Annotated in this window: 21 protein-coding genes, 4 pseudogenes and 1 riboswitch; of the genes and pseudogenes, 19 read left to right on the top strand and 6 right to left on the bottom strand. The window is 41.6% G+C overall.

The genetic code is table 11. From position 1 onward, the window contains the following. Positions 1-339 precede the first annotated feature (339 nt). The 6 genes from B9L23_RS06795 to B9L23_RS20335 all read left to right on the top strand — a co-directional run bounded on the left by B9L23_RS06795 (position 340) and on the right by B9L23_RS20335 (position 10,499). Positions 340-2,487, top strand: coding sequence for a hydantoinase/oxoprolinase family protein (locus tag B9L23_RS06795; RefSeq protein WP_089097089.1), 2,148 nt, complete (start codon positions 340-342; stop codon positions 2,485-2,487). A gap of 27 nt (positions 2,488-2,514) precedes the next feature. Then, positions 2,515-4,785, top strand: coding sequence for a hydantoinase B/oxoprolinase family protein (locus B9L23_RS06800; protein ID WP_089097090.1), 2,271 nt, complete (start codon positions 2,515-2,517; stop codon positions 4,783-4,785). Between the two features lie 9 nt (positions 4,786-4,794). Next, the gene (locus B9L23_RS06805; protein ID WP_062678181.1) at positions 4,795-5,304 is read left to right on the top strand and encodes an acetone carboxylase subunit gamma; all 510 of its coding nucleotides are present in this window, start codon (positions 4,795-4,797) and stop codon (positions 5,302-5,304) included. A gap of 386 nt (positions 5,305-5,690) precedes the next feature. Further along, on the top strand, positions 5,691-8,270 hold the full coding sequence (gene mutS / locus B9L23_RS06810; protein WP_089097091.1) for a DNA mismatch repair protein MutS: 2,580 nt from the start codon (positions 5,691-5,693) through the stop codon (positions 8,268-8,270). 13 nt (positions 8,271-8,283) lie between these two features. Next, positions 8,284-10,143, top strand: a complete 1,860-nt coding sequence (mutL, locus tag B9L23_RS06815; RefSeq protein WP_089097092.1) for a DNA mismatch repair endonuclease MutL — start codon at positions 8,284-8,286, stop codon at positions 10,141-10,143. Positions 10,144-10,340: 197 nt separating this feature from the next. Next, a complete protein-coding gene (locus B9L23_RS20335) occupies positions 10,341-10,499 on the top strand; it encodes a hypothetical protein (RefSeq protein ID WP_156482437.1) in 159 nt (52 codons plus the stop codon). A 600-nt stretch (positions 10,500-11,099) separates the two neighbouring features. On the opposite strand, the gene B9L23_RS06825 is transcribed toward B9L23_RS20335, so the two are convergent. After that, positions 11,100-11,459: a response regulator gene (locus B9L23_RS06825; protein ID WP_089097094.1), complete on the bottom strand. Its 360-nt coding sequence runs from the start codon at positions 11,457-11,459 to the stop codon at positions 11,100-11,102. Between the two features lie 106 nt (positions 11,460-11,565). Continuing rightward, a riboswitch (cyclic di-GMP riboswitch) is annotated at positions 11,566-11,655 on the bottom strand. A 438-nt stretch (positions 11,656-12,093) separates the two neighbouring features. On the opposite strand from B9L23_RS06825, the gene B9L23_RS06830 reads away from it, so the two are divergent. From B9L23_RS06830 to B9L23_RS06840, 4 genes are all read left to right on the top strand, one after another. Further along, complete coding sequence (locus B9L23_RS06830; RefSeq protein WP_245842299.1) at positions 12,094-12,468, top strand: WGxxGxxG family protein; 375 nt, start codon at positions 12,094-12,096, stop codon at positions 12,466-12,468. A gap of 176 nt (positions 12,469-12,644) precedes the next feature. Continuing rightward, the gene (locus B9L23_RS20340) at positions 12,645-12,791 is read left to right on the top strand and encodes a hypothetical protein (RefSeq protein WP_158082878.1); all 147 of its coding nucleotides are present in this window, start codon (positions 12,645-12,647) and stop codon (positions 12,789-12,791) included. Positions 12,792-12,927: 136 nt separating this feature from the next. Continuing rightward, entirely contained in the window at positions 12,928-13,368 is a 441-nt protein-coding gene (locus B9L23_RS20345; RefSeq protein ID WP_089097095.1) for a hypothetical protein, read from the top strand. Between the two features lie 109 nt (positions 13,369-13,477). Next, complete coding sequence (locus B9L23_RS06840) at positions 13,478-13,747, top strand: hypothetical protein (RefSeq protein ID WP_089097096.1); 270 nt, start codon at positions 13,478-13,480, stop codon at positions 13,745-13,747. Positions 13,748-13,858: 111 nt separating this feature from the next. Here the strand turns inward: B9L23_RS06840 and B9L23_RS06845 are convergent, their stop codons facing one another. Both B9L23_RS06845 and B9L23_RS06850 read right to left on the bottom strand, forming a co-directional pair. Continuing rightward, a complete protein-coding gene (locus tag B9L23_RS06845; RefSeq protein ID WP_081188986.1) occupies positions 13,859-15,319 on the bottom strand; it encodes an aldehyde dehydrogenase family protein in 1,461 nt (486 codons plus the stop codon). 18 nt (positions 15,320-15,337) lie between these two features. Continuing rightward, complete coding sequence (locus tag B9L23_RS06850; protein WP_081188987.1) at positions 15,338-16,210, bottom strand: methyl-accepting chemotaxis protein; 873 nt, start codon at positions 16,208-16,210, stop codon at positions 15,338-15,340. A 498-nt stretch (positions 16,211-16,708) separates the two neighbouring features. Here B9L23_RS06850 and B9L23_RS06855 point away from each other — a divergent pair. After that, a pseudogene (locus B9L23_RS06855) lies at positions 16,709-16,998 on the top strand (transposase); the annotation flags it as partial. Positions 16,999-17,318: 320 nt separating this feature from the next. Next, positions 17,319-18,841: pseudogene (gene helD / locus B9L23_RS06860) on the top strand (RNA polymerase recycling motor HelD). A gap of 202 nt (positions 18,842-19,043) precedes the next feature. Here helD and B9L23_RS20350 read toward each other — a convergent pair. Next, complete coding sequence (locus B9L23_RS20350; RefSeq protein WP_328268822.1) at positions 19,044-19,235, bottom strand: ATP-dependent DNA ligase; 192 nt, start codon at positions 19,233-19,235, stop codon at positions 19,044-19,046. Positions 19,236-19,958: 723 nt separating this feature from the next. Here B9L23_RS20350 and B9L23_RS06870 point away from each other — a divergent pair. Beyond that, positions 19,959-20,351 carry a phosphate-starvation-inducible PsiE family protein gene (locus B9L23_RS06870; RefSeq protein WP_141103841.1) on the top strand — a complete coding sequence of 131 codons (393 nt, stop codon included), beginning with the start codon at positions 19,959-19,961 and terminating at the stop codon, positions 20,349-20,351. A gap of 144 nt (positions 20,352-20,495) precedes the next feature. Beyond that, a pseudogene (locus B9L23_RS06875) lies at positions 20,496-20,729 on the top strand (tyrosine-type recombinase/integrase); the annotation flags it as partial. A gap of 214 nt (positions 20,730-20,943) precedes the next feature. On the opposite strand, the gene B9L23_RS06880 reads toward B9L23_RS06875, so the two are convergent. Next, positions 20,944-21,759 (bottom strand): DUF817 domain-containing protein, encoded by an 816-nt coding sequence (locus tag B9L23_RS06880; RefSeq protein ID WP_081188988.1) that lies wholly within the window; start codon positions 21,757-21,759, stop codon positions 20,944-20,946. 16 nt (positions 21,760-21,775) lie between these two features. After that, the gene (locus tag B9L23_RS06885) at positions 21,776-21,940 is read right to left on the bottom strand and encodes a helix-turn-helix domain-containing protein (RefSeq protein ID WP_073967901.1); all 165 of its coding nucleotides are present in this window, start codon (positions 21,938-21,940) and stop codon (positions 21,776-21,778) included. 69 nt (positions 21,941-22,009) lie between these two features. Between B9L23_RS06885 and B9L23_RS06890 the strand changes: the two are divergent. The 5 genes and pseudogenes from B9L23_RS06890 to B9L23_RS06910 all read left to right on the top strand — a co-directional run. Beyond that, positions 22,010-22,138 (top strand): annotated as a pseudogene (locus B9L23_RS06890) (ISNCY family transposase); the annotation flags it as partial. A gap of 153 nt (positions 22,139-22,291) precedes the next feature. Continuing rightward, positions 22,292-23,176, top strand: coding sequence for a YitT family protein (locus B9L23_RS06895; RefSeq protein ID WP_015863536.1), 885 nt, complete (start codon positions 22,292-22,294; stop codon positions 23,174-23,176). Positions 23,177-23,694: 518 nt separating this feature from the next. Beyond that, positions 23,695-24,009, top strand: a complete 315-nt coding sequence (locus B9L23_RS06905) for a hypothetical protein (RefSeq protein WP_062753305.1) — start codon at positions 23,695-23,697, stop codon at positions 24,007-24,009. 163 nt (positions 24,010-24,172) lie between these two features. Then, complete coding sequence (locus B9L23_RS20355) at positions 24,173-24,313, top strand: hypothetical protein (protein ID WP_169712520.1); 141 nt, start codon at positions 24,173-24,175, stop codon at positions 24,311-24,313. A gap of 116 nt (positions 24,314-24,429) precedes the next feature. After that, the gene (locus B9L23_RS06910) at positions 24,430-26,253 is read left to right on the top strand and encodes an APC family permease (protein WP_089097099.1); all 1,824 of its coding nucleotides are present in this window, start codon (positions 24,430-24,432) and stop codon (positions 26,251-26,253) included. Positions 26,254-26,480: the final 227 nt, after the last annotated feature.

Genomic DNA, 26,480 nt, shown 5'->3' on the forward strand with positions numbered 1-26,480 from the left:
GGTATTTTCGGCTCATTAACCATTTTTTAACATAAATAAAGAAAAAATACTAAAAAATGATATTTTCCCATTTTATCTCCAGATTCACGGTCATCCTTATTTCTAAATATCCATTGAAGGAGGTGATGAAATCTAGTTGCAGGGTGAGATCATAGCGAATCATTTTGCACAGATTGCTCTGTGACAACGGAAGATGCGGGGGTGACACGAAAAGGTTTTGCGCGTAAGTAAAATATTCTGCCATTATGCTTCCTAGTCTAGATTTTAGATCTATCATTTATAACTACTATAAAATATCACAATGCTATCAAATTAAACATGTAGGAAGGGGATGAAGAAATGAAAACAGCGGTAAAAAGAAAAGCGCAAATTCTTGCGATTGATGCTGGGGGAACGATGACAGACACATTTATCATCGATGAAAACGGAGAGTTTGTCGTTGGGAAAGCGCAATCTACACCGGAAGACGAATCGGTAGGTCTCTTAAATTCGGCGAAGGATGCGCTTTCTTACTGGGAAACGACCGTTGATGAGCAATTTCCGCAGCTGCTTGCCGGAGTCTATTCGGGAACAGCGATGCTGAACCGACTCGTTTCAAGGAAGGGACGCCGGGTCGGACTGATCGTTAACAAGGGTATGGAAGACTTTCATCGAATGGGCCGAGCGATCCAATCATATCTTGGTTATTCTTACTCGGACCGTTTGCACATCAATACTCACCGTTATGATCCGCCGCTTGTCCCGAGAGAGTTAACGAGAGGTGTAACCGAAAGGGTTGACTTATTTGGAAACGTTGTTATTCCGCTTTATGAGCATGAAGTGGAACCAGCTGTTAGGGAACTTCTTGAACTAGATGTAGAAGCCATTGTTATCAGCTTGCTTCATTCTTACAAGTATCCTCATCATGAGCGAAGAGTGAGAGATATAGCCAAAGAAGTCATGAAGAAAGTCGGCAAAGAAGTTCCTATATTTGCGTCCGTCGACTATTATCCGGTTAGAAAAGAGTCGCACCGGACAAATACGACAATCATTGAGGCGTATGCGGCCGATCCTTCGCGCGAAACGTTAACAAAAATTAATAATATGCTAAAAGAACATGGAGCTAACTTTGATTTGCGTGTGATGGCAAGCCATGGAGGGACGATCAGCACACGGGCAAACGAATTGGCAAGAACGCTTGTCTCTGGCCCAATCGGCGGCGTCATTGGCGCAAAATATCTTGGAGAGCAGCTTGGCATTCGCAATATTGCCTGCTCGGATATTGGTGGAACGAGCTTTGATATAGCGCTCATCACCCAAGGGGATTTGAGCATCAACACAAGTCCGGATATGGCTCGTCTTGTGCTCTCACTGCCGCTTGTCGCAATGGATACCGTCGGAGCGGGAGCCGGAAGCTATGTCCGAGTCGATCCGAACTATAAAACATTGACACTTGGCCCGGACAGTGCCGGATCGAGAGTCGGTGTGTGCTATCCGGAAGGCGGCGTGGACACGGTAACGGTAACGGACTGCCACGTTGTTCTCGGACTAATCAACCCGGATAACTTCCTTGGCGGGGAAGTCAAGCTCTATCCAGAGCGAGCGTACGAAGCGATTAAGAAACAGATCGCTGATCCGCTCGGATTATCCGTCGAAGACGCGGCGTACGGCGTGATTGACCTGCTTGAATCACAGCTTCGCAACTACCTGGAATCCATGATTTTAGGAAAAGGGTATTCGCCATCCCAGTATGTATGCTTCTCATACGGAGGAGGAGGCCCGCTACATACCGCCGGTTATACGAAAGGACTAGGTTTTGAAGATGTGCTCGTACCGGCGTGGGCGGCAGGATTTTCCGCGTTCGGCTGTGGTGCTGCGGATTTCGAATATCGTTATGATAAAACGCTCGATATTAACGTCAATGACGGCGCCAGTGATGATGAAAAACTAAAAGCTGGAAAAGAACTGCAGGATGCGTGGGATGAACTGAAGGAGAAAGTGGCAGCCGAATTTGAGAAGAGCCAGTTCAGCAAAGGAGAAGTTGATTTCCGCCTCTATTTCCGCATGCAATACCAAGGACAATTAAACGACTTGGAAATTGAAGCGCCGATTGAAGCATTCAAGAACGTGAATGACTGGTATGAACTTGTGAACGCGTTCGAAGACACGTATGCGAGAGTTTACGCCAAGGCGGCGAAATCGCCAGAGCTCGGTTACAGCATCACAGGCGCAATCGTTCGGGGAATCGTCGAAGTGCCGAAACCGAAAATCCCGGTAGAACCGTTTGCGGGTGAAACACCGCCGAAAGAAGCGTACCTTGGCAAGCGCAGAGTGTATTGGAAAGGCCAATGGATCGAAGCGGATATTTGGGAAATGGAAAAACTGAAGCCGGGCAACAAAATTAAAGCGTTCTCGATCATTGAATCTCCGGCTACGACATTTGTCATTCCGCCGGGATTTGAAACATATCTTGACCAACATCGCATTTTCCATTTGAAAGAAGTTTAAAAAAATTTAAAGGGAGGTTGATCAATCATGGCGATGAACGTACAAGAGGTAAAACAACGCAAAACTATCGGGTGGAATGGAAAAACACTCAAAGAAATGCGGGAGGAAATCGATCGGATTAGCCAGCTGACTGGACATTACGCAGGATTGAAAGAACTTCCGCTGAAAGAAAGCGATCCGATCCGTTATGAAAAGATCTTTTCCAAACTGCGCGGCGGTGTGGTGCACGCGCGGGAAACGGCGAAAAGGGTTGCCGCATCGCCAATTGTCGAGCAGGAAGGTGAATTATGCTTTACACTTTACACTCCTGAAGGTGATTGCGTTGTTACTTCCACTGGAATCATCATTCACGTTGGCACGATGGGCGCCGCCATCAAATTTATGATTAAAAATGATTATGAAGAGAACCCTGGCATTGAAGATGGCGATATTTTCTGCAACAATGACTGCCAGATCGGAAACGTCCATCCGTGTGATGTTCATACGATCGTGCCAATTTTCTACGATGGAGAACTGATTGGCTGGGTTGGCGGAGTTACTCACGTTATCGATGTTGGCGCAACAGCACCTGGAAGCATGACGGTCGGACCTGTCACTCGTTACGATGACGGTTATCAAGTGGCCTGCCGCAAAATCGGGAAAAACGATACACTGTTAAAAGACTGGTTAATTGAAAGCCAGCGTTCGGTCCGTACGACAAAGTACTGGTTGCTTGACGAACGGACGCGCATAGCCGGATGTCATATGATTCGCGATCTTGTTCTTGATATTGTAAGAGAAGAAGGAATCGATACGTACAAACAATTTATCCGCGAAGTGATCGAAGAAGGGCGCCGCGGCTTTATCAACCAAGTAAAAACGCTGCTTATTCCGGGAAGATACCGCCAAGTTTCCTTTGTAGACGTACCGTACAAAAATCTTGATGTACCTCCATATGCCCGTGTGAACACAATCATGCACGCGCCGACGGAGATCATCGTTCATAAGGACGGCAAATTTGAAATCGACTTTGAAGGAGTTAATCGATGGGGATGGCATAGTTACAACGCGACGCCGGTTTCAATTACGAGTGGAATCTGGGTTATGATGTCGCAAACGCTCATTCCGAACGACCGGGTCAACGATGGAGCGTATTATGCAAGTAAGTTTGACTTGCCATACGGTTCATGGCTAAATCCAGATGATATTCGTACTGCGCACAGCTATGCTTGGCATTTCCTTGTATCTGCGTGGAGCCCGTTATGGCGTGGACTCAGCCGCAACTATTTCGCCCGCGGTTATCTCGAAGAAGTCAACGCAGGTAATGCCAATACATCCAACTGGCTGCAAGGTGGAGGCTACAACCAGTTCAATGAAAACCATGCTGTCAACAGCTTCGAGTCAGCCGCTGAAGGGGTTGGCGCGAGCGCGGTAAGAGATGGGATCAGCCACGCCGCGGCAATTTGGAACCCTGAAGGCGATATGGGCGACATGGAAATCTGGGAGCTGGCAGAACCGCTCATTTATCTCGGAAGAAGCATTAAGCCGAATACAGGCGGCCACGGAAAATACCGTGGTGGAAACGGCTATGAATCGTTGAGAATGGTGTATGGGGCAAAAGACTGGACGATGTTCTTCATGGGCAACGGCTACATCTCGAGTGACTGTGGATTGATGGGAGGTTATCCGGCCGCATCGGGATACCGTTTTGAGGCCCATGGCACGAACTTAAAAGAACGGATCGAAAAGAGACTGCCGATTCCGACTGGCGGTGACCCTGATCCAGATAACCCACAATATGAAAAACTGATGGAAGCAAAAGAAATTATCCGTGACAAGCAGGCGATTACAACGGAAACCATTTTTGAAAACTATGATCTATATTTGAACTATTTGCGTGGGGGTCCAGGATTCGGCGATCCGCTAGAGCGGAAACCAAAAATGATTGAAAATGATTTAAACGAAGGCCATATTCTTCCTCGTTTCGCTGAAAGTGTTTATGGAGCGGTCTTCACTCAAGATGAAAAAGGTCGATATATCGTTGATGAAGAAGCAACGAAGAAACGCCGTGAGGAAATGAGAAAAGAGCGGCTGAAACGAGGAGTGCCGACAAAACAATGGATGCAAGAGGAAAGAAAGAAAATTATCAACAAAGAAGCAGCGATACAAGTGCGTCACATGTATGCGAGCACCTTCGCGTTAAGTGAAAAGTTTTATAACGAGTTTAAGTCGTTCTGGAATTTGCCGGAAGATTGGAAATTAACAGAAGAAGAATTGGGCATCCCAGTATTCGGAAGAAAAATTAATAAGTTGAAATGAGGTGAAAATATGGAAAAATATGATAAATACGATCGCAAGACGATAGAGGAATTAATCGACGGTACGATAGATTTTGTCAAATTAAAAGAAATGCTCTCCAATTATAAAGACACTGACCGATTTGACAAATATATTAGCATCCTTCAAGAAAGGGTGCCGTGGGATGATCCGATTTTGCTTCCGGCCGGCCTTCATCTCTATATTGTGCAAAAGCCGGATGGCCGGCGCATCGTAAAATGCGATTGTGGATATGAATTTTGCGAGGCAAGCGACAACTGGAAGCTTCATGCGCTCATCTATGTTCGTGATACAGTAGAAAAAATGGCGGAACTGTATCCGAAACTGATGGCGCCAGATCCGGAATGGCAGGTGCTTCGCGAGTACTATTGCCCTGGCTGCGCAACACAGCTTGAGGTAGAAGCGGTGACACCGTGGTATCCGGTCATCAAAGACTTCGAGCCTGATATCGATACATTCTATAAAGAATGGTTAAAGCGCCCGCTTCCGCAGGCGAAATAAAAATAAAAAACAGACGGCGGCGAAAAGCTGCCGTCTGTTTTTATGCATTGCATTTTCTGAAATGGAATGTAAGAGGGAGAAGCTCATTATTGGAAAGACGAACATAGGAGCTGCCGGACTGCTTAACGCTTTAGCGATGCCAGAATTTGAACTTTCTCTTTTTCTTCTTTAAAATATGTTATAATGAAACGTGTTGAAACGCAGATGCATTAATGTATTCAAAAAATCTCCATATTGGTTCGAAACTAGATACATAGATGAAAACAAGATTTTGCGGAATTTAGCGGCTTTATGTTGATGGCGATACACGGATGGAAACGCCAAAATGACAGGGTGGCCGCTAATTTTATTGATAAAACGTAAATTTGCAAGGTTGGAGGAGAACGATGGCTACATATACGCCGATGATTCAGCAATACTTGGACATTAAGGCACAATATCCAGATGCCTTTTTATTTTTTCGCCTTGGCGATTTTTACGAAATGTTTTTTGACGACGCGATCAAAGCGGCGCAGGAACTGGAAATTACGCTGACAAGCCGTGATGGCGGCGAAGAACGGGTGCCGATGTGCGGCGTTCCGTATCATTCGGCGCAAGGATATATTGAACAGTTGATTTCAAAAGGATATAAAGTCGCGATTTGCGAACAAGTCGAAGATCCAAAAACGGCAAAAGGGGTCGTCCGCCGCGAAGTCGTTCAGCTCATTACCCCTGGAACAGTGATGGAAGGGAAAGGGCTGTTAGATAAAGAAAACAACTACTTGGCGACGGTGACCATGTTTGATGATGGCACGTATGGTTTTGCTTATACGGATTTATCAACAGGGGAAAATCGCATAACGCTTCTTGCTTCATTGGATGATGTGATGAATGAGCTGTATGCGATCGGTACGAAAGAAATTGTCATTTCTTCTCAATTTCCAGAACAGTATCAGCAGCTATTAAAGGAACGCTATGATGTGACGATTTCATACGAGGATGAGACAGTGATTCCTGAAGGATTTACGTCGATCGTCGAAGCGCTTCAGCAAGATAAGCTAAAAATAACATTCGGCCGTCTGCTTCATTACATTATTCGCACACAAAAACGACGCCTCGATCATATGCAGTCTGTTCAAGTGTATCAAGTCGATCATTATATGAAAATCGATTTGTACTCGAAGCGAAATTTGGAATTAACCGAGACAATTCGCTCCAAAGGGCGGAAAGGCTCGCTATTGTGGCTTCTTGATGAAACAGTGACGGCAATGGGCGGACGGTTGCTGAAACAATGGCTTGATCGCCCGCTTTTGGATCGCAAACAAATCGAACGGCGCTTACATATGGTCGAAACACTGATCCATCATTATTTTGAACGGCAGGAGCTGCGCGAACGTCTTCGCGAAGTGTACGACGTCGAGCGCCTCGCTGGCCGTGTTGCCTACGGAAACGTAAACGCGCGCGATTTAATTCAACTGAAAAAATCGCTTCAGCAAATCCCGGCGTTAAAAGATATTGTTGAAAACCTTTCAGATGATGAAGCGCAGCAGCTTGCCGACAAACTCGATCCATGTTCGGAACTTGTCGATCTGTTAGAGCGGTCGATTCAAGAAAATCCGCCATTGTCCGTCAAAGAAGGAAACATCATTAAAGACGGATATAACGAAACACTTGATCGTTATCGCGATGCAAGCCGCAATGGGAAAGCATGGATTGCCCAGCTAGAAAGCAAAGAACGGGAATTAACCGGGATTAAATCATTAAAAATTGGCTATAACCGCGTGTTCGGTTATTACATTGAAGTGACGAAGGCGAATCTTCATTTGTTGCCAAAAGGGCGTTATGAGCGAAAACAAACACTAGCAAACGCTGAACGTTTTATTACCCAGGAATTAAAAGAAAAAGAAGCGCTCATTTTAGAAGCGGAAGAAAAAAGCATCGAACTAGAATACGAATTGTTTGTGGACATTCGCGAACGCGTAAAACAATATATTCCGCGTTTGCAATCATTAGCGAAAACGATTAGCGAACTCGATGTCTTGCAGTCGTTTGCGACTGTAAGCGAAGAGCGTCATTACGTAAAACCGCAGTTTTCCGATAATCGTGAGCTGATCATTCAAGCGGGCCGCCATCCAGTAGTGGAAAAAGTGCTTGGGGCGCAAACGTATGTACCGAACGATTGTTATATGAATAAAGAACGGGAACTGTTGTTAATTACGGGACCGAATATGTCCGGAAAAAGCACGTACATGCGGCAAATTGCCCTTACTGCCATTATGGCGCAAATTGGCTGCTTTGTCCCGGCAGAGAAAGCAGTCCTCCCAATTTTTGACCAAGTGTTTACGAGAATTGGTGCGGCGGATGATTTAGTATCTGGGCAAAGTACGTTTATGGTCGAAATGCTCGAAGCGCGCAATGCGATCGTTCACGCGACACAAAACAGCTTAATTTTGTTTGATGAAATCGGACGCGGCACGTCCACGTACGATGGGATGGCATTGGCGCAAGCGATCATCGAATACATTCATGATCATATTGGCGCGAAAACGTTATTTAGCACACATTATCATGAATTAACGGATCTAGAGCAATCGCTTGCCAAGCTGAAAAACGTTCATGTGAGAGCCGTTGAGGAAAATGGAAAAGTCGTGTTTCTTCATAAAATTGAAGAAGGACCAGCCGACCAAAGTTACGGCATTCATGTCGCCGAGCTTGCTGAGCTTCCGGCTTCTCTCATTCAGCGCGCCAAAGAAATTTTAGCCGAGCTTGAGCAGCAAGAACAGCGAAAAGAACAGCCAAGCGGCAAGAACGAGGCGGTCTTCGAACAACTCAGCATGTTTGCCGAAGAGCAGCCTTCAAAAGAAGAATCCCATCTATCGAAAAAAGAAAAAAAGGCGCTTGAGGCATTAAAATCGGTCAATTTGTTGGAAACAACGCCGCTTGAAGCGTTAAACAAATTATACGAAATTCAAAAACTATTAAAGTAAAGGAGGCATAGCGATGGGAAAAATTCGTAAGCTCGATGACCAATTGTCCAATAAAATCGCCGCAGGGGAAGTCGTCGAGCGTCCTGCCTCCGTCGTTAAAGAGCTCGTTGAAAACGCGGTTGACGCCAATAGCACCATTATTGAAATTGAATTAGAAGAAGCAGGACTAGCGAAAATTCGCGTCATCGATAATGGGGACGGAATGGAAGAAGATGATTGCCTCGTTGCTTTTGAAAGACATGCGACAAGCAAAATTAAAGATGAGCACGATTTGTTTCGCATCCGCACGCTTGGCTTTCGCGGCGAAGCGCTGCCGAGCATCGCCTCCGTCTCGGAAGTTGAGATGAAAACAAGCACGGGAGACGGTCCAGGGACGAAAGTGGTTCTAAAAGGCGGAAAACTCGTTGTACACGAACGGACAACAAGCCGCAAGGGAACCGATATTACCGTATCTAACTTGTTTTTCAACACCCCGGCCCGTTTAAAATATATGAAAACGATTCATACCGAGCTTGGTCATGTCACCGATGTCGTCAACCGCCTTGCCATGGCGCATCCTGATATTTCGTTTCGGCTGCGCCATCACGGGAAGCAGCTGCTTTACACGAGCGGCAACGGCGATGTACGCCATGTGCTTGCTGCGATTTACGGCATGGATGTCGCGAAAAAGATGATTCCAATTCAAGCGGAATCGCTCGATTTTACCGTTCAAGGCTACATTTCGCTTCCTGAAGTGACGCGCGCTTCGCGAAATTACATTTCCACGATCGTCAACGGGCGATATGTGCGCAACATTCCGCTCGCAAAAGCGATCGAAGCGGGATATCATACACTGTTGCCGATCGGCCGCTATCCGATTGTATTTTTATCGATTGCGATGGATCCGATTTTAGTCGATGTCAATGTCCACCCGGCAAAATTAGAAGTACGTTTCAGCAAAGAAGCGGAATTAAACGAGCTCGTCACCCAAGCGATTCGCCAGGCGCTTCAAGCGCGGACGCTTATTCCTGAGATGACGATCAAGCAAAAAGAAACTCCAAAACCAAAAGCAGAACAAACGGCTTGGACGTTTGAACATGTCGTTAAAGAACCATTTGTTTCTCCACTCGTTCATGTAGATGAACCAAAACAAGTAGATGAGCCAAAGCAATCAAGTCCAGTGGAAGAACCCAAGGAGGAAATTCCTTCGTTTTTGCCGGCAGTGGAATCGAAACAAAATGATGTCGATGATGAACTAGTCGAAATGGACGAGCAAACGGAATCATCAGACGAACAAGAGCATGTGAATGACCGGCTTCCGCCGCTTTATCCAATCGGGCAAATGCACGGAACGTACATTTTGGCGCAAAATGAGAGAGGGCTTTACATCATTGACCAGCATGCTGCCCAAGAGCGCATTAAGTATGAATATTTTCGCGAAAAAGTTGGCGAAGTAATAAACGAAGTGCAGGAATTGCTTGTTCCGCTTACATTTCATTATCCGACAGATGAATATGTGCTAATTGACGCACATCGTGAAGAATTGGCGAAATGCGGCGTCTTTTTAGAACCGTTCGGGCACAATACGTTCATCGTCCGCTCCCACCCATCGTGGTTTCCAAAAGGGGAAGAAGCGGCGATTATTGAAGAAATGATCCAGCAAGTGATCGATATGAAAAAAGTCGATATTAAGCAGCTTCGTGAAAAAGCAGCGATTTTAATGAGCTGCAAACGTTCGATTAAAGCGAACGAGTATTTGCGCGATGACGAAATCTTCGCACTCTTGGAATCACTGCGCAAAACGACTGATCCATTCACCTGCCCGCACGGCCGCCCAATCATCATCCATTTTTCCACGTATGAGCTGGAGAAAATGTTTAAGAGAGTGATGTAAATATAAAAGCGCAACGCCTTGTTCCATCAAGGGGGGTGCGCTTTATTTTTTCGTTTGCCCTGTTTGTAAGCTCAAATCACTTTACGGATTGTTGTGTATGCAAACAAAAACACAGTAATTCGTTGTTCCGGAAGGGCGAACAGTAGATTAGGCAACGAAACAAAAGAGTAATTATGTTTCCAAAGAGGTGATAACGAATGAATGATAAAGAGCGGTTGAATGAAATTATAATTCGCTACAAGACTGTTAAACCGTTTGAATTTTATAACGACATCGGTGTTATCGCGATGGATGAAAAGGATAAAGATTGGCCTATTGAACAAGCGAAGAAAGCTGTGATATCTGAAGATTATTAGACCAACAACGAGCAATTAAAAAGAGAATTCAAAAATTTCTTTGGCTCTGTTGAGATAATCAAAGCAAAACAGATTGAGGTAGACAGAAAAATTAAGGACTTTACGAAAAGGGTTTATCGAGCGTTTCCGTGGGTTTTTCTTTAAGGGGCAACTAGAGAGTATGCGGGTAGCTTTTAGAAACAAAATAGCGGGTGGTGAGAACGTGCAGCAACTCACGATTTTTGATTTTCTTGAAGAAGTTGTCGAGAATGAATCGAGATATACCTTTGATAACGAAAAGGGATCATCGATGCAAATGCGAGGGAATTTTGATTCCCCGTTGGAACAAAGAACAAGGTCATTATGATTCTGTTTGTGCGCATTGCTTTTCAACTAAAGAACGTTTTTATCCAGCGAACATGTGTCAAAGATGCGGCTGCACAACGAACGTCTATCAAGTATGGCTGTACGACTATAACGCGGAAAATGTATGCAAATATTGCATAAGACAGGACATGTTGCTTTCGAAATTTTTTAAGCCGTCAATAAAAGGAAGTAATCTGAAGTAAACAAAATAGCAAGGTGAGTTTCAAAAAAGCACTTCTATAAAGAAGCGCATAATTACCTAAATAATTTATTTAAAGCCGGAATTAATTTGTTAAAATAAGGCTTGATTATGAAATCCTTAGCGCCTATTTGAAGAGCATCAATAATGAAACTTTTTTGCCCCATCGATGAACAAATTATTACTTTTGCTTTTGGATCAAATTTTAAAATATTTTTTAAAGCATCTAATCCATTCATAATAGGCATAATTAAGTCAAGTATAACAATGTCAGGTGATTTTTCTTTGTAAAGAGATACAGCATTACTACCATCAGAAGCTTCAGCGATAACTTGGTAACCATTAGCGGTTAAGAGATTCTTTAATAAGTTTCTCATAAACATTGAATCATCAGCAACTATTACAGTTTTATACATTTGAACCATCTTTGACTAAAAAAGTAAATATATATCCTTAAAAATGTACATATGACAGTGCGCCTAATAAGGAACCTTTAAAAAAATCACAATGATTTTTCATGGGAAAGACAACTGGCTGGCATGTCTATTGAAAATAGATTTAGCTCCTTTCGCTTTGCGTTTTGCCCTTTCGAGTAGTTTGGTGATGCAATATTAAATTTTTTGTATATATTTGTCGAAACTTGTCCAATAATCTAAAGAAATATTAACAAGTTTTATAGTTAAATTTACATAGGAAAAATCGATTATTTTTTGATATTGAAAGTTATTAAATAGCACTATTGATCTATTAAACAAAAAATATTCAGAATGGTAGTTATGTTTTCCAAGAAGGGGGGAGATGAGAGAAATTAAGTTTCAAGTACTCGTTAAAGAGTCTTATAACGCGACGGTTATCATTGAGGAGAAATAATCAAAAAAGGAACAAGGTCATTCTATAGAAATACGATTCTTTAAGCGGGCAGATTGGCCTTGTTTCATTAAGATTATTTTCACTATTGAAGTGTCTGATATAAAAAATAAAAAAAGCCAGGACTTCTCCCAGCTTAGAAAAGAGGGGTCAATTACATTATAACACATGGGAGGGGTCTGAGTGGGCAAACGGTTTTATCAACTTTCTTTTTTGCATGACACGGACGGAGAAAAAACAAAAGAAGCAGTCGAGGCAGCACTTGAAAAATATCGCATGTATATGTTGACGGTTGAGGTTAAAACCGCGTTTAAAAAAATTCTACATTTATTTTGTGCTCTATCAGTTACATTAATGCTTTGTGGGATAGCTGTTTATGCTCAAAATAACAACATTGACATCGACAACAATACAAACAAAATAACTCACATGGCTCAAAATACGGACGTTGCTGATAACGATGGTGATAATGATGACGATACAGATTGGGGTTGGATTGGTTTGGTTGGTTTAGCAGGACTGTTAGGGTTGAGAAGAAGAAATGACAGAAGAGATTAGAACCAATAATTAATTTTTCTGATAGAAAAATGAAAGAAAAATGACAGAAAGATGATAGAAAGATGACAGATTATTTTGTTTCGGACATGCTATGATTGTATCGTGGGATATGTTGAAGCAGGGCGTCACTCCGATCGGGGTGGCGTTTTTATTTTAGTGAAAAGGAGTGTTGCGACATGGCAGAAGCGCGCGAGTCGAACAAATTGGTTGTGAAAGTGGATGTTGATGTGTCGGATGCATTGAAGGGATTGAAAGCACTGCGGAGAGAAGCGAATAAGACATTAAAAGCGGTAACATCAAGAATTTTGTGTAATGCAAGATAGATAGGGTATCTCTGATATGGATTCGGAATGGATAGGGGACTAGTTTCCTCCGCATAAGAGACTGAATATTCAGTCTCCTGTGTGGAGGGGGAGAATCCCCTTATCTTATTGGTTTCATATTTACATTATTTGGTTGATGATAACGTTCTTCAAACATTCGCTCGAGGGTTTCCTGTGCTTCGGAAAATCCTCGCAACTTTCGCCCTGCCCATTATTAAAATGTGACAAAGCGCCAGGTTATGACGAGGAAGGAAATGAAATCACTACATCGGTTGTAGGGGTTAAATTTCAAATTGAAAATACTACAAATGGAAAATTCACTACATATCCAGATCAAGCAGTGTTAGTGACAAGTACAGGCGAGCAAATCGATATGCCTGACATGCTGGTTTCCGATCCTTTAGGTGGAGAAATCGATAAAGGCGTTATCAAAGAAGGAGATGTCATTTGGTACTTGCAACGTGGGAATGCAGAAAAAATCGAATGGATTAAACTAAAATGGACTGCACATGTTGGCGGAGAAGATGAGCTTGACGGAGAAATGAAAGAATACGAAGTTGAATTGAAGTTGAAGTAATAAAGCCTACTCGCTTTGAGTAGGCTATTTTTTGAATAATTATCCGTTTGCAAATCAGAATAATTCCACAATCATAAACCAAGAAGTCAAATATAAGGAGGTAATCATAATGATAACCATTAACATAGACGAAAAACAAGTAGAAAAAATGTTCCTGGACGAACTCAAAAAACAGCTCGATCAGTTAGAACATCGCCACACGTTTTGGGATATGAAAGAATTGTGCCGCCAAACCTGCATGAGTGAGAACAACATCAAAGAAAAATTCTTTTACGATCCGCGTTTTCCGAAGTACAAAATCGGCGGTAAGTGGTACTTTCCAGCAAAGGAATGTGAAGAGTTCTTACTCACGTGGATCAAGAAACAACCAACAGCTTAAAGAAGTGAAAGAAGATGATGTTTATAAAAAAAGAAGGCCGAGTAATACTCCAGCCTTCTAGTGATATGCCTAGGAATTGCATTGCCCTATTATCATTACAGGACTACATGATTACGAATATGGATATTTTCTCGGTGTATGTTGAATGGAAATCCATTTAAGAGTTGTAAACGTATCCAAGCTCCACGAGCCATTGAGTCGTCCTAAACCTGAATTTTTCTCTCCACCAAATGCAACTACTGGTTCATCATTAATGGTTCCGTCATTAATATGGATCATGCCGGTTTCAATCTGTTTCGCCATCTCTGCTCCACGTTCAATATTCGATGTATGGATGGCGCCGCTTAAACCAAAATCACTGTTGTTAGCATACTCAATCGCCTGCTGGTCATTTTCGACTTTCATAATACATACAACTGGGCCAAAAAGCTCCTCCTTAGCAATTGTCATATCAGGCATAACATCGGTAAATATGACAGGTTCCACAATATTTCCTTTAACTTCTCCTTTTAAAATAGGTGTTGCGCCTTCTTTTATACCTGTTTCAATAAGGCTGACAATCGTTTGAACTTGTCTCTCATTCATTAACGGTCCAATAATCGTCTCAGGGTCTCTTGGATCACCGCATTTCAAACTAGCTACTTTACGTACATATTTTGTTAAAAATTCATCATATACTTTTTCATGAACGATAATCCGATTTGCTGACATACAAATTTGGCCTTGATGTGTAAAGCGACTGAAAACCGCTGCACTAACAGCGAGATCAATATCAGCATCATCCAGGACAATCAGGGCACTATTTCCTCCCAGTTCCAATGAAACTTTTTTCAAATGACGTCCAGCAACTTCACCGATATGTTTTCCGACTTTACTCGAGCCTGTAAATGAAATAACCCTTGGAATTGGATGTTCAATAAATCCGTCGCCAATTTCTTCAATTTCAGTTACAACAACATTTAGTAGGCCTTTTGGAAGACCTGCTTCTTCAAAAATTTTGGCAATGAGCGTTCCACCGGTGATAGGTGTATGTTCATGTGGTTTGAGGACAACACCGTTCCCTGCTCCTAATGCAGGAGCGACCGATTTCATGGAAAGGAAAAACGGAAAGTTAAAAGGACTAATCACACCGACAACTCCAACCGGAATACGATATAGGCGATTTTCTTTCCCATCAACTGGTGATGGTAAAATTTTCCCTTCCATTCGAAAAGGATATGTAGATGCTTCTTTGATAATATTGATAACAAGATCAATTTCAAAAGCTGCTTTCAGTTTTGTTCCGCCAAGTTCTTCGATAATGATGTTTTCGATAGATTCCTTATTTTCTTCAATATATTTTACCGCATTTTCAAAAACGGCTCTTTTTTCAATAGGGTTCGTATGTTGCCACTTTTTTTGGGCTTTTTTGGCGGATTGATAGGCTTCATCAACGTCTTTTAAGCTAGCACATGTAAATGTTGTAATGATTTCATTGCTGTATGGATTAAAATCTACCAGTTGTCTGTTGCTAGTACCATCTTTCCATTCTCCACTGATATATTGCTTATTTAATAACTTGAAATTTACCATGAACTTAGCCCCCCAATTTTATTTCTCTATTTCAATATTTTGTCTCGCTATTTCTGCAAGCATCTGGATATTTGTATTGATTTCTTGCATTGTAGCAGACAGTTCTTCAATAGCTGCTGATTGGGCACTCGATTCTTCATTTACTGATTGAATAAAATCATTTAGCTGCTTAATAAGATTCTTCATTTGGTTTGTTTTTTCATTGATTTCTGCGACATGTTGCTTCGAGGTGTTGGCCATTTTCCTTACCTCATCCGCTACAATGGAAAAACCTCTACCATGTTCTCCTGCTCTTGCAGCTTCAATAGCAGCATTTAGTCCTAACAAATTACTTTGATCTGCAATTTCTTTTACCAAATTCGAAATACCTTCAATTTTACTAACATTTTCAGCTACTTCTTTAGCCTTTTCTGAAATTGTTGTTATTTCATTAGAGAGTTCGGTGATGGAATCGGCCATTGATTGGATCGTTGCAGTTACTTCCTCCACGACAGCTGAAAGATTAGAAGAGATTTCCGATAATTGCATAGCCTTCTCCATATTAACTCCGATTCCGATACCGCCTACAACACGACCGTTATGGTCATGAATAGGCATTGCCTTTGCAATTAAGTCAACACCAAAAAGTTCCTTTGGAACAATGGCAGAGAGAAGCTTGTTTTGTCTGATCGCATTTGTGATGATGTCGCCTTCTTGTAAAGGATCACCGGGTTTTACATTTAAAGAGAATGTTTTGGCCGGATAATTAACAATTAACTTTTCTGTGTCATAAATTCCGATCGTAATGTCTTCATGTACAAGTTGGTTCAAGTATGGAGCCACTTTTAGAAATGCATCAAGTAACTCTATATCTTCAACATTTGTTTTTCCCTTTTCTGCCACATTTTTCACTTCACGCCACCTCCTTAAGAAATTCTTTCTACTAATCTTATTATCGGAACTAATGCGAGAAATTTTAACAATAAGACATATGACTGTTATCAGAAGGAATTTTGTGAATTTTATCTTAAATAGGCGAGAAGATACCACTTTTAAATGGACACGGTGCAACCCAATAAATTTGTCGTTTTCTTATGAGGCGTTTAAGAAGCGATATGAAAAGTTGTCTAGAATAAAGAAAATTGATTGTTTGCTCCCAACAAATGTAAAACATGCTCTCTTGATGACGAAACCGTATTGCGTCTACAATTTTAAATCTTATCGATTTGTGATATCCGTCCAAAACGATGATTGAAGCGTGCATTCAAAAAAGAGGATCGTATAACTTTGAGTAAGTCTTTTTGACAGAAAAAAGAAGGCGGAGTAAGGCTGATATGATCCCCTTATAGTAGACAGAAAAAAGAAAGCCAATTCATCTGTCTACTATGGAGGGGATTTTTCTATGGGAAAATGCGAAAAACATATGATGCAAAGTTTAAAAAGAAAGCTGTGGATTTATATTTGGAAGAGGGCATGGGCTATAAAACGTTGGCGGAAGAATTAGGGATTGATTAGGGATTGATGAGTCCGTGGTACGTCGATGGGTGAAACGCTATGAATAGGAAGGAATACAAGGTCTGAAGGAAAAACGGGGCAAAGCGAAAGGACCAAATAAAGGGAGAACGAGAACTCGTCCGGAAGATCCTGAAACAAAAATCAAGCGCCTTGAGGCGGAAGTAGAGATGCTAAAAAAGCTCTTAATTGATATGTTCTCTGAAGGATTTCTCAATAAATATGATTTATCTAACCTTAGTTTAACTGATCGTATATTTGGATATCATTTTTTGTGAGTCATTTGTCTTGTTAAATAGGAGTTTTCTTCCTTTTAAATTGCAACAAGTACGATCCAATCATAGCGGCTGTAGTGTTAAATACATTGATAAAATAGAGAAATTATGATAAATTAGTATAGAAACACATTTTTATTAATCGATATAAATAAAATATCCCTATTATAATTATAAAACATAATTCCCCTTCAGTCAACCCCAATTTTTTATTTTTTGAAGGAGTGATTGAAATGACAGAACTTCGGCAAGAGCAAGAACGATTAAACAGCATAATGGAGATTATTACGGAGCAAATCCGCATGCTGGAAGGCGAAACCCTCCGGCGCCGGAAAGAAGTAATTGATACACGCAAACACTTTTGGGATGACGTCAAGGTTAATATAGATACTTTCGACGATTTTCTTGAGACGATCATCAGCTTGAGACAACAGGCTCAGGCCCTGTCCGTAAGCCAAAGCACCCACAGACATGCCTTCAAGAGGTTGTCCACGCTGCGCCGCATGCAGGAGGTGCCTTATTTCGGCCGAATCGATTTCACTGAAGAAGGCACTTCCGTTACTGAACAAATCTATATCGGCATCTCCACGCTCATGGATGCAAGCGGAGAGAACATCCTTATCTACGACTGGCGGGCGCCGATCTCGAGCGTCTACTACGATTACCTGCCCGGTCCGGCCGAATATGCTACGCCCGAAGGCGTAATCCGTGGCATGCTGGAGAAAAAGCGGCAATATATCATCCGCGGCGGCATTATCAAATCGATGTTCGATACCAGTCTCACCATTGGAGACGAGATTTTACAGCAGGTGCTTGGCAAAGCCGCAGACAAACATATGCATAATATAGTGGCCACCATTCAACGGGAACAAAATCGGATCATCCGGCACGATCGTGGGCGACTACTTATTGTTCAAGGCCCTGCTGGCAGCGGCAAGACATCGGTCGCCCTGCAGCGGATCGCTTACTTGCTCTACAAGTATCGGGATAGGCTGAAATCCGATCAAATCATTCTATTTTCACCTAATTCGATGTTTAATAGCTACGTATCCAATGTGTTGCCCGAACTCGGCGAAGAGAATATGCAGCAGGTCACATTCCAGGAGTACTTGAACCATCGGCTGAGCAACGAATTTCAAGTAGAGAGTCCTTACGAGCAATTGGAATATGTGTTGACTGCATCGGATGACCCTTCATACCGGGCTAGGACTGCGAGTATCCGATTAAAGGCATCGACACGTTTTTTTGAGGCGATCAAAAAATACGGCCAGTCGCTAGAATTATCCGGCATGCTATTCAAAGATATTATTTTTAGAGGAAAGCCGATCGTCACCACCCAACAAATAGCGGAAAGGTTTTATAGCAGCGACACCTCGCTCCGCTTTCACAACAGATCTCAGAATTGCGGAATCGGGGGTATAATACGATCGCGATTATATGCAAATCTGCTGCGGAAAGTACCGCCGCATACGAAGCACTGAGCAACGTCGAAGAAATTAAACTCGTGAAGAGCGGATCTACCGAATATGAACAAGGTGTTGTCGTCATACCGGCGTATTTGGCCAAGGGCATCGAATTCGACGCCGTCATCATTTATAACGCATCGGCGCAAGTATATGGCGATGAGAGCCTGCGCAGATTGTTCTACACCGCCTGCACCCGGGCTATGCATTACCTACAGCTTTACAGTGTAGGCGAACCGAGCCCCTTTTTGCGCGACGTTGAGCCGGGGAGTTTACTTTTGATCCAGAGTTAACACGGGGCTGGTCTGGAGTCTTAAATATATCACTGTAATTAAATTTTGTCGGCGGCGGTCGAATTCAACGTGATAAGAAGAAAGAGGTCCATGCCATTACAGAATAAAGGTTGAGCAACATGACATAAGCCGGAACGACGTGTGCAGCTGCACACGTCGTTCCGGCTTATTCCGTTTCAGTGGAACAACTTCTACTTTTCAATCAATCCACTTCCCCTAGAACGCCAAAAGCAACAAAATGCACAGGGCTAGATTTTGTTAAGCGTTTGACTGCTTTTTCTTTCCGTGCTTGGAAACGTTGCATGACGGACTTAAAGCAAAGCTTTGCTTGTTCATCCAGCATGATCATTTTTCCGTCAAGGATGCAGTCTGAAGGTAAATTAATATCCTTCATTTCTGGGTACTGGAAAGTACACTCATTTGGCGGCGAGTACTACCACTCTAGTAGTGTAGTAAGGCTCTGTGGCCGTCAAATTTGAGCTGATGAAGGTATCCTCTGGGTACTGCATCTGATTTATGAAGCAACATGGACTTCAGAGACTGGTGTCACACGCGATCCCCTCCATGCTTCCACAATACCATTAAGAAAATAACCATCAATATGAGAGTGGTGGCAAAAATATAACATATATTTTTATATAACAGTAGTTGCATTTAGTCATCTGTTATAATACAATACTAATAAAAATAAATATTCGGAAAATTTTTTGAAGGTTCGTTCGACTTGAATGAGCGTCTTGTATCCGGTTACCATGTCGGCTGAGGATAAGCCGGTATTTGTCTTAATCAGGAACTTTTCATCCCGTAACCCCTCCTTGGCTAATGCTGCTTCATTGGAAACGTTAAGGTTTGTCCATCGTAATCGACATCGAAAAAGGATTGCATGTTCTTTTGGGTCAGGATTTCCGCGACCTTTATGATGGTATTTTTCGGATCGAGTTTTCTTCCCCGTTTACCAGGTTTGATGAGACATTCAGTATAGTGCTCTTTTAATTTTTTAGAGATGCGGTTTTGTAACCCCAAAAATGGTCCTTAACTGTCAAAGGTGAGTTATAATCCTCATTTCTCACTTTTTGAATTCGTTGATATATTCTTTAAAGAAAGCGAGGTAATGGAGATGAATGTAAAATCCCTCGAACAAGTATTTACCCAGACAGTAAAATTTTTCGAATGGCTGCTAGCGGGAATCATTATTGTAGCGGTAATTGCAGAAGGAACAATGCTCGTCCATGACCTATTCAGCTACATCATGGAAGGGGAAATCATGGAGAAATTTCAGGATTTTTTAGCTCATGCACTCTTGTATATTATTGGATTAGAGGTTGCACTTATGCTCATCAAGCACGATATGACACTCGTCATGGATATAATCATTTTTGCCATTGCCCGTAAGATGATCATCTTGAATGTGCATATGTGGGAGATTCTAGTCGGAATCTTAGCCATCTTTATCCTCTACTACCTTAAATGTTACGGACTGAGTTGCCGCTTTTTCCCCAACCGACCTTAATTTTTAACAATCAGAGTTAATTTTTTTCACAGCGTAAACGTTCCGAATTCATGGGGTCCAATTTTTTACATTCACTCGTTCAACGGCAGTTCGCTTTTTAGCTCTTTGTAATTCTGAATAGATTTTGAGCAATAAATTCAATTAAAAACTAGTAAGTTTTCGGTACGGGGCATCCAGCGAATGATTGAAAGCTACAGCCTGCCGAATAAAAAACTTACGCCCCATACGTTTTGTAAGTGAATGCTGAAGGTCACGAACAACGACATTGAGAAAGTACGGCGGCTTGCCGGCCATAGCAATATCGCCACGACATCTCGATACTTAAAAGACAGCTATAGTGATTTGGCGGATGCGGTGGAGGCGTTGCTGAAATTTTAACAAAGTTGGTTGTGCATAGGTGTACCGATAACAATTGGGATAGTCCAGTACGGCCATGGCATCTTTGAACCTTTCTTCGAAGATTGCTATGGTCTTTGGCGTTTTCTTATCCCATTAGCCAGCACTTACTCCAGTTAAAGATGGTCAAATCGCTGGCGTCTGCTTAATTGAGTGATTCAAAAAAATTTTTATTTTTCATATTTCGCTATTTATCTCATTCCTTTAAATGATTATCAAACGCCTCTTGAACCTTATCCTTCTTGGGTGAAACAATTTTTCCCTTAACCTGCTTTAACGTCGCTACTATAAGAATGCTAACAATCACTAATAAGAACCATGAACTTACCTTTCCTAGATGAACGAGACTCCATGCATCGGTTTGGTTTGGATATTCCCAAGCTCCAAAGAACGTTGCGATATTTTCGGCTATCCATATAAAAAATCCGATGAGCACAAAAGAAAGTGCGAGTGGCATACGGTAACGAGTTCCATCAACCTCGAATGTGACCCATGATTGCCAAAAGACGATGATTACAAGTCCAGATAACCACCAACGAACGTCAATCCAATAATGGTGGGTGAAAAAATTCAAATAAATCGCAGCTGCAAGAGGTACAACTACCAAAAACGGTGGCCACTTAACCAGTTCAACCTTAAACCTCCTCCACGCCTGGCAAAGATAACTCGCTACACTTGCGTACATAAATCCACTATACAAAGGCACTCCAAAAATTTTGAAATATCCTTCCTCTGGATAAGACCAGGAGCCCATATGTACCTTGAAAAGTTCAAGAGCGAGCCCAATAAGGTGGAACAATGTGATAACCTTTAGTTCATCCCGTGTTTCAAGCCCAGAACGCACCATCCACCACTGCATCAGAAGGCAGATGATGAGCAGCCAGTCATACCGTGGTAGGAAGGGAAGTGGCATGAATTTTGTAAAAGCCAAAGAGGCAAAAATAACGACAGGAAACAAACATGATAGGGCCTGCTCCCAACCAAAACGAACGAGTTGTTTTAGGGCTCTCATGATTTGTGCCTCTTTATTATCCTTGAGTGTCTTCGTCGCTTTTGTATTCTAAAATATCTCCAGGCTGACATTCTAAAGCCTTACAAATCGCATCTAAAGTTGATAATCGAATCGCTTTTGCCTTTCCATTTTTCAATATAGAACGTGTTGCAAAACGCATAACGAATGCATAAATGCACATAAAAAATCCACCACCTTGGAAATCATATACAGTAGCCAAAAAACAACTCTCCAAGGGGTGGGCACTATCATGATTTTACATTTAAACAACGAACATGCATGGTCTTACGAAATGGATCCACTTTTAGCATCCTTATTTCGATATATTGACTCTCTGTCGTTGCCAGAAACACCGCATGTGACAGGAAGGCCGCCAGTGTTTGGATAATTATAATAGTTAAACAGTTTAGTAAAATTTGTTGCGCAAGGGGAGAGGGAACATAATATGCGCAATCATGAATTTAACGAACTATCTGCTTTTGTTATAATAAAAAAATGTACAGATCCATTTTATAGAAAAAGGAGGAAAAACATGACTGAATTGAGCAAGGTGCAGATTCAACATCAACGGTTATCTAAAGCTAAAATCGCTAAAAGAGCAACTGCTATTTTCATCGGGGCTGTTTTAATGGCAGTAGGACTTGAAATCTTTTTAGTCCCTAATAACATTATCGATGGAGGCATAACAGGCATTTCAATTATGCTTTCACATATTACGGGTTTTCGTCTTGGAATTTTTATTTTTCTTTTAAACCTTCCGTTCTTTTTTATGGGTTATAAACAAATTGGAAAAACTTTTGCTATCTCCTCATTGTTTGGGATTATCGTTTTATCCATTTTTACTTCTCTGTTTCATCCTATTCCAGCCTTCACAGACGACCTTTTATTAGCTACCATTTTTGGCGGAATGATTCTAGGTACGGGCGTAGGTCTTGTCATTCGTTATGGCGGCGCTTTGGATGGCACAGAAATACTCGCTATACTCATGAACAAAAAACTCCCTTTCTCTGTTGGCGAGATCATCATGTTTTTTAATATTTTTATTCTTGGTGCTGCTGGGTTTGTTTACACTTGGGATAGAGCAATGTATTCAATTTTAGCCTATGCGATTGCTTTTAAAACGATTGATGTTGTCATTAAAGGATTAGATGAATCGAAGTCGGCATGGATTATTAGTGATATTCCTGTAGCCATTGGGAATGCTATCATGAACCGATTAGGGCGCGGTGTTACATATTTAAGCGGAGAAGGAGCATTCTCTGGTGACGGTAAAAAAGTGATATTTTGTGTGATTACCCGTCTTGAGGAGGCCAAACTTAAAGAAATTGTCGAAGAAAATGACCCAAATGCTTTTTTAGCTATAGCAGATATGGCTGAAGTACGCGGTGGACGTTTTAAGAAAAGAGATATTCATTAAGGTGTCTTTTTCTAAAATGTAATCGAACAAAATTATGGAAACGGTACGTTTATTGGTGCAACATCAAAAGGTGTAAAAGTTGTTAAAATGAGTGATAAATATTGGAAAGACCGATATATAGGTGCTAAGCGAGTCATTAAGTAGATAAAAGGCTATATTAAAGCTTCTTGTTAATTGGTAGAAAAACGCAGACTTTTAGTGGATATTTTGTTTGAAGCAGGGCGTCGCTCCGATCGGGGCGGCGCTTTTATTTTTAGGATAAAGCATGGAGTTTTATAAAGGAGCGAACGAAATGGAGTTTTCTGAATAAACTGGCTAAAAAAGAATAAGTCCAAACTTAGTGAAGAGTATTATGGCAAACTTGAAAAGGCAAAAATATTTGTATGGATAAAAAATGGTGAAGCAAGCGATCCATCACTGGATATTATTCAGTCATTTCGTGTTTTATTAAATGTTGTTGGAAAATATATGAAAGAAAAAACATAATAGCAATTTTTTGTTAATTAAGGGTGATAAGTATGGAAAAATTAAAAATCGGCGATTGGGTTTATTATGCAGGGGATGAATATCAATTAGAGGGTGCATTGGGTTATGTTGATCGAGTGGTTGATTCTTATTGTGTTGTCGAATTTATACAAGACCGCAAAGGAAAACGATTAAAAAGGCGAAAAAGTTGCTCGATAGGGGAATTAATCCCGGCCAAAAGTAAGTCACCGATGACGAAAGAGGATTTTGATACATTGATGGATTTGGCGTTGGCGACCAAAGATTTTGAATGGTGTAAACAGTTGCTCGAACAGTTGAAAGGACAAAAAAGCGGCAAAGTAGGTTGATTCGTCATTCAAAGTGAAAGCCACGATAAAAATTTGTTGTAAGAACTACACAGGAGAAAGCTGGTTTGGCCATATGGATGGGCAGATAAAAATCATTGTAAATCAGCCAGTTGATATGGATAAGGAAACAAAATGACCATTTTGTTTCCGAGGAGGGAACAGGATGAGAAAAATTAAGTTTCAAGAAATTGCTAAAGGCTCTTCCCCGAGAGAATATTTAGAATCTATTAAACAGGATATATGCAGGACGAAAATGATCCAAATATTTACTGGGGAGAGCCTTCCAGTTATCTTAATTTACTAATTTAAGTAATCTACCATCGTTCTATAGATGATCGAAAATAATGAAGCCAAGGCTATTCATTTTCTGAGAAAAATGATAATATTCTTATGGAAATTCTACATACTGGTGGTGCATATATGTTTTCGTCGTTAAAACGATTTTTAATTGGCAGACCGTTGAAATCAACCGAACTAGGAGAACAAAAGCTGGACAAATTAAAGGCATTGGCTGTCTTATCTTCTGATGCTCTATCTTCTGTTGCGTACGGTACGGAACAGATTTTGCTTGTTCTTGCGTCGATTGGAGCGATTGCATTTTGGTATTCCATTCCTATTGCGATTGGAGTTCTTATTCTATTGGTGGCGCTTATTTTATCGTATCGCCAAATCATTTACTCTTATCCGCATGGAGGAGGGGCTTACGTCGTTTCCAAAACGAACCTAGGCATAAATCCGGGGCTCATTGCTGGAGGCTCTTTATTGGTCGACTATATTCTAACCGTGGCAGTAAGCTTGTCTGCAGGAACGGATGCCATTACATCCGCGTTTCCAGTTTTGCATCAACACACAGTAGGAATTGCTGTCGCACTGGTTGTGTTTATCACTATTCTTAATCTGAGAGGCGTAACCGAATCCGCTTCCGTTTTGGCATATCCGGTTTATTTGTTTGTGTTGGCGCTCGTAATTCTCATTATTGTTGGGATTTTTCATATTATAAATGGACAAGCACCGTCTACCTTACATACGCCGATCGGTACTGCGGTGCCTGGAATTACATTATTCTTGTTGCTTCGGGCGTTTGCATCTGGTTGCTCTGCGTTGACAGGGGTAGAAGCGATCTCCAACGCCGTTCCAAATTTCAAGGAACCGGCGGCAAAAAACGCTGCTAAAACGTTAGTGATGATGGGGTTCATTCTCGCTTTTCTATTTGTAGGAGTCACTTTTTTAGCATACTGGTATGGAATTGCTCCGAAAGCGGAAGAGACGGTTGTCTCCCAACTCGCTTCCGAAGTGTTTGGAAGAGGCTTTATGTATTACTTTATCCAAGGAACAACTGCCCTTATTTTAGTCTTGGCTGCAAATACCGGGTTTTCCGCATTTCCGCTGCTGGCATATAATCTGGCATCCGATAAATATATGCCAAGAATGTATCTTATCCGCGGCGACCGCTTAGGATATTCAAATGGAATCATCACGCTTGGTCTTGCTTCTATTTTGCTGATTATCGTTTTTAAAGGGCAAACGGAACAGCTCATTCCTTTGTATGCGGTTGGCGTATTCATTCCTTTCACTTTGTCGCAAACAGGAATGATTGTCAAATGGGTGCGCGAAAAACCGGCGGGGTGGGTCCCGAAGCTGCTTGTGAACTTGCTGGGAGCGATCATTACACTAACTGTACTGTGCATTTTCTTTATCACAAAATTTGCTCAAGTATGGTCTGTGCTTGTATTTCTTCCGATAATCGTATTTGTTTTTCACCGAATCCATAAGCACTATGATGCTGTGGCAGAACAACTGCGGGTCAATCCAAATGAGATTCCGGATAAAATAGAAGGAAATGTCGTCATTGTACCTGTTGCGGGAATCACAAAGGTAGTAGAGCAATCGTTAAATTACGCCCAAGCCATTGGGGATTATGTATTGGCTGTATATGTGGGATTTGACCGGGAAAGCATGCTTCGAATGGAAGAGAAATGGAAGAAATGGAGGCCAGACGTTCGCCTTGTTACACTAATTTCTTATTATCGCGATCTTATCACGCCAATTTCCAAGCTAGTGGATACGATTGAAAGCAAGGCAGGGGAAAGAAATTATACAGTAACGGTTTTGATTCCTCAATTTATACCGAAAAAAGGGTGGCATAACTTTTTGCATAACCAATCCAGCGTTTTGTTGAGATTGTACCTTCTATATAAGAAAAATGTGATTGTCTCCACAGTTCCTTATCGGCTTTATAAGTAGAAGTTCATATTCGATTGCATGCGGGGATGATTGCTGAATGATCATCCCCGTTTTTATTAATGGCTTCGTTCAGAGACGGAAGTATTCTTGGTTAAAATGATAAAACTTCTATTTAATCCAAAAATAATAATTACTAGGAAAAAGATACTGAAAACAAAATGATATTTTTAACCTGTAATGTAACTGTAATAGATTTGTAACCACTTCTTATTCTTTTTGTTATAGAT

Origin of the sequence: Parageobacillus galactosidasius (genome assembly GCF_002217735.1) — a bacterium.
GTDB lineage: Bacteria > Bacillota > Bacilli > Bacillales > Anoxybacillaceae > Parageobacillus_B > Parageobacillus_B toebii.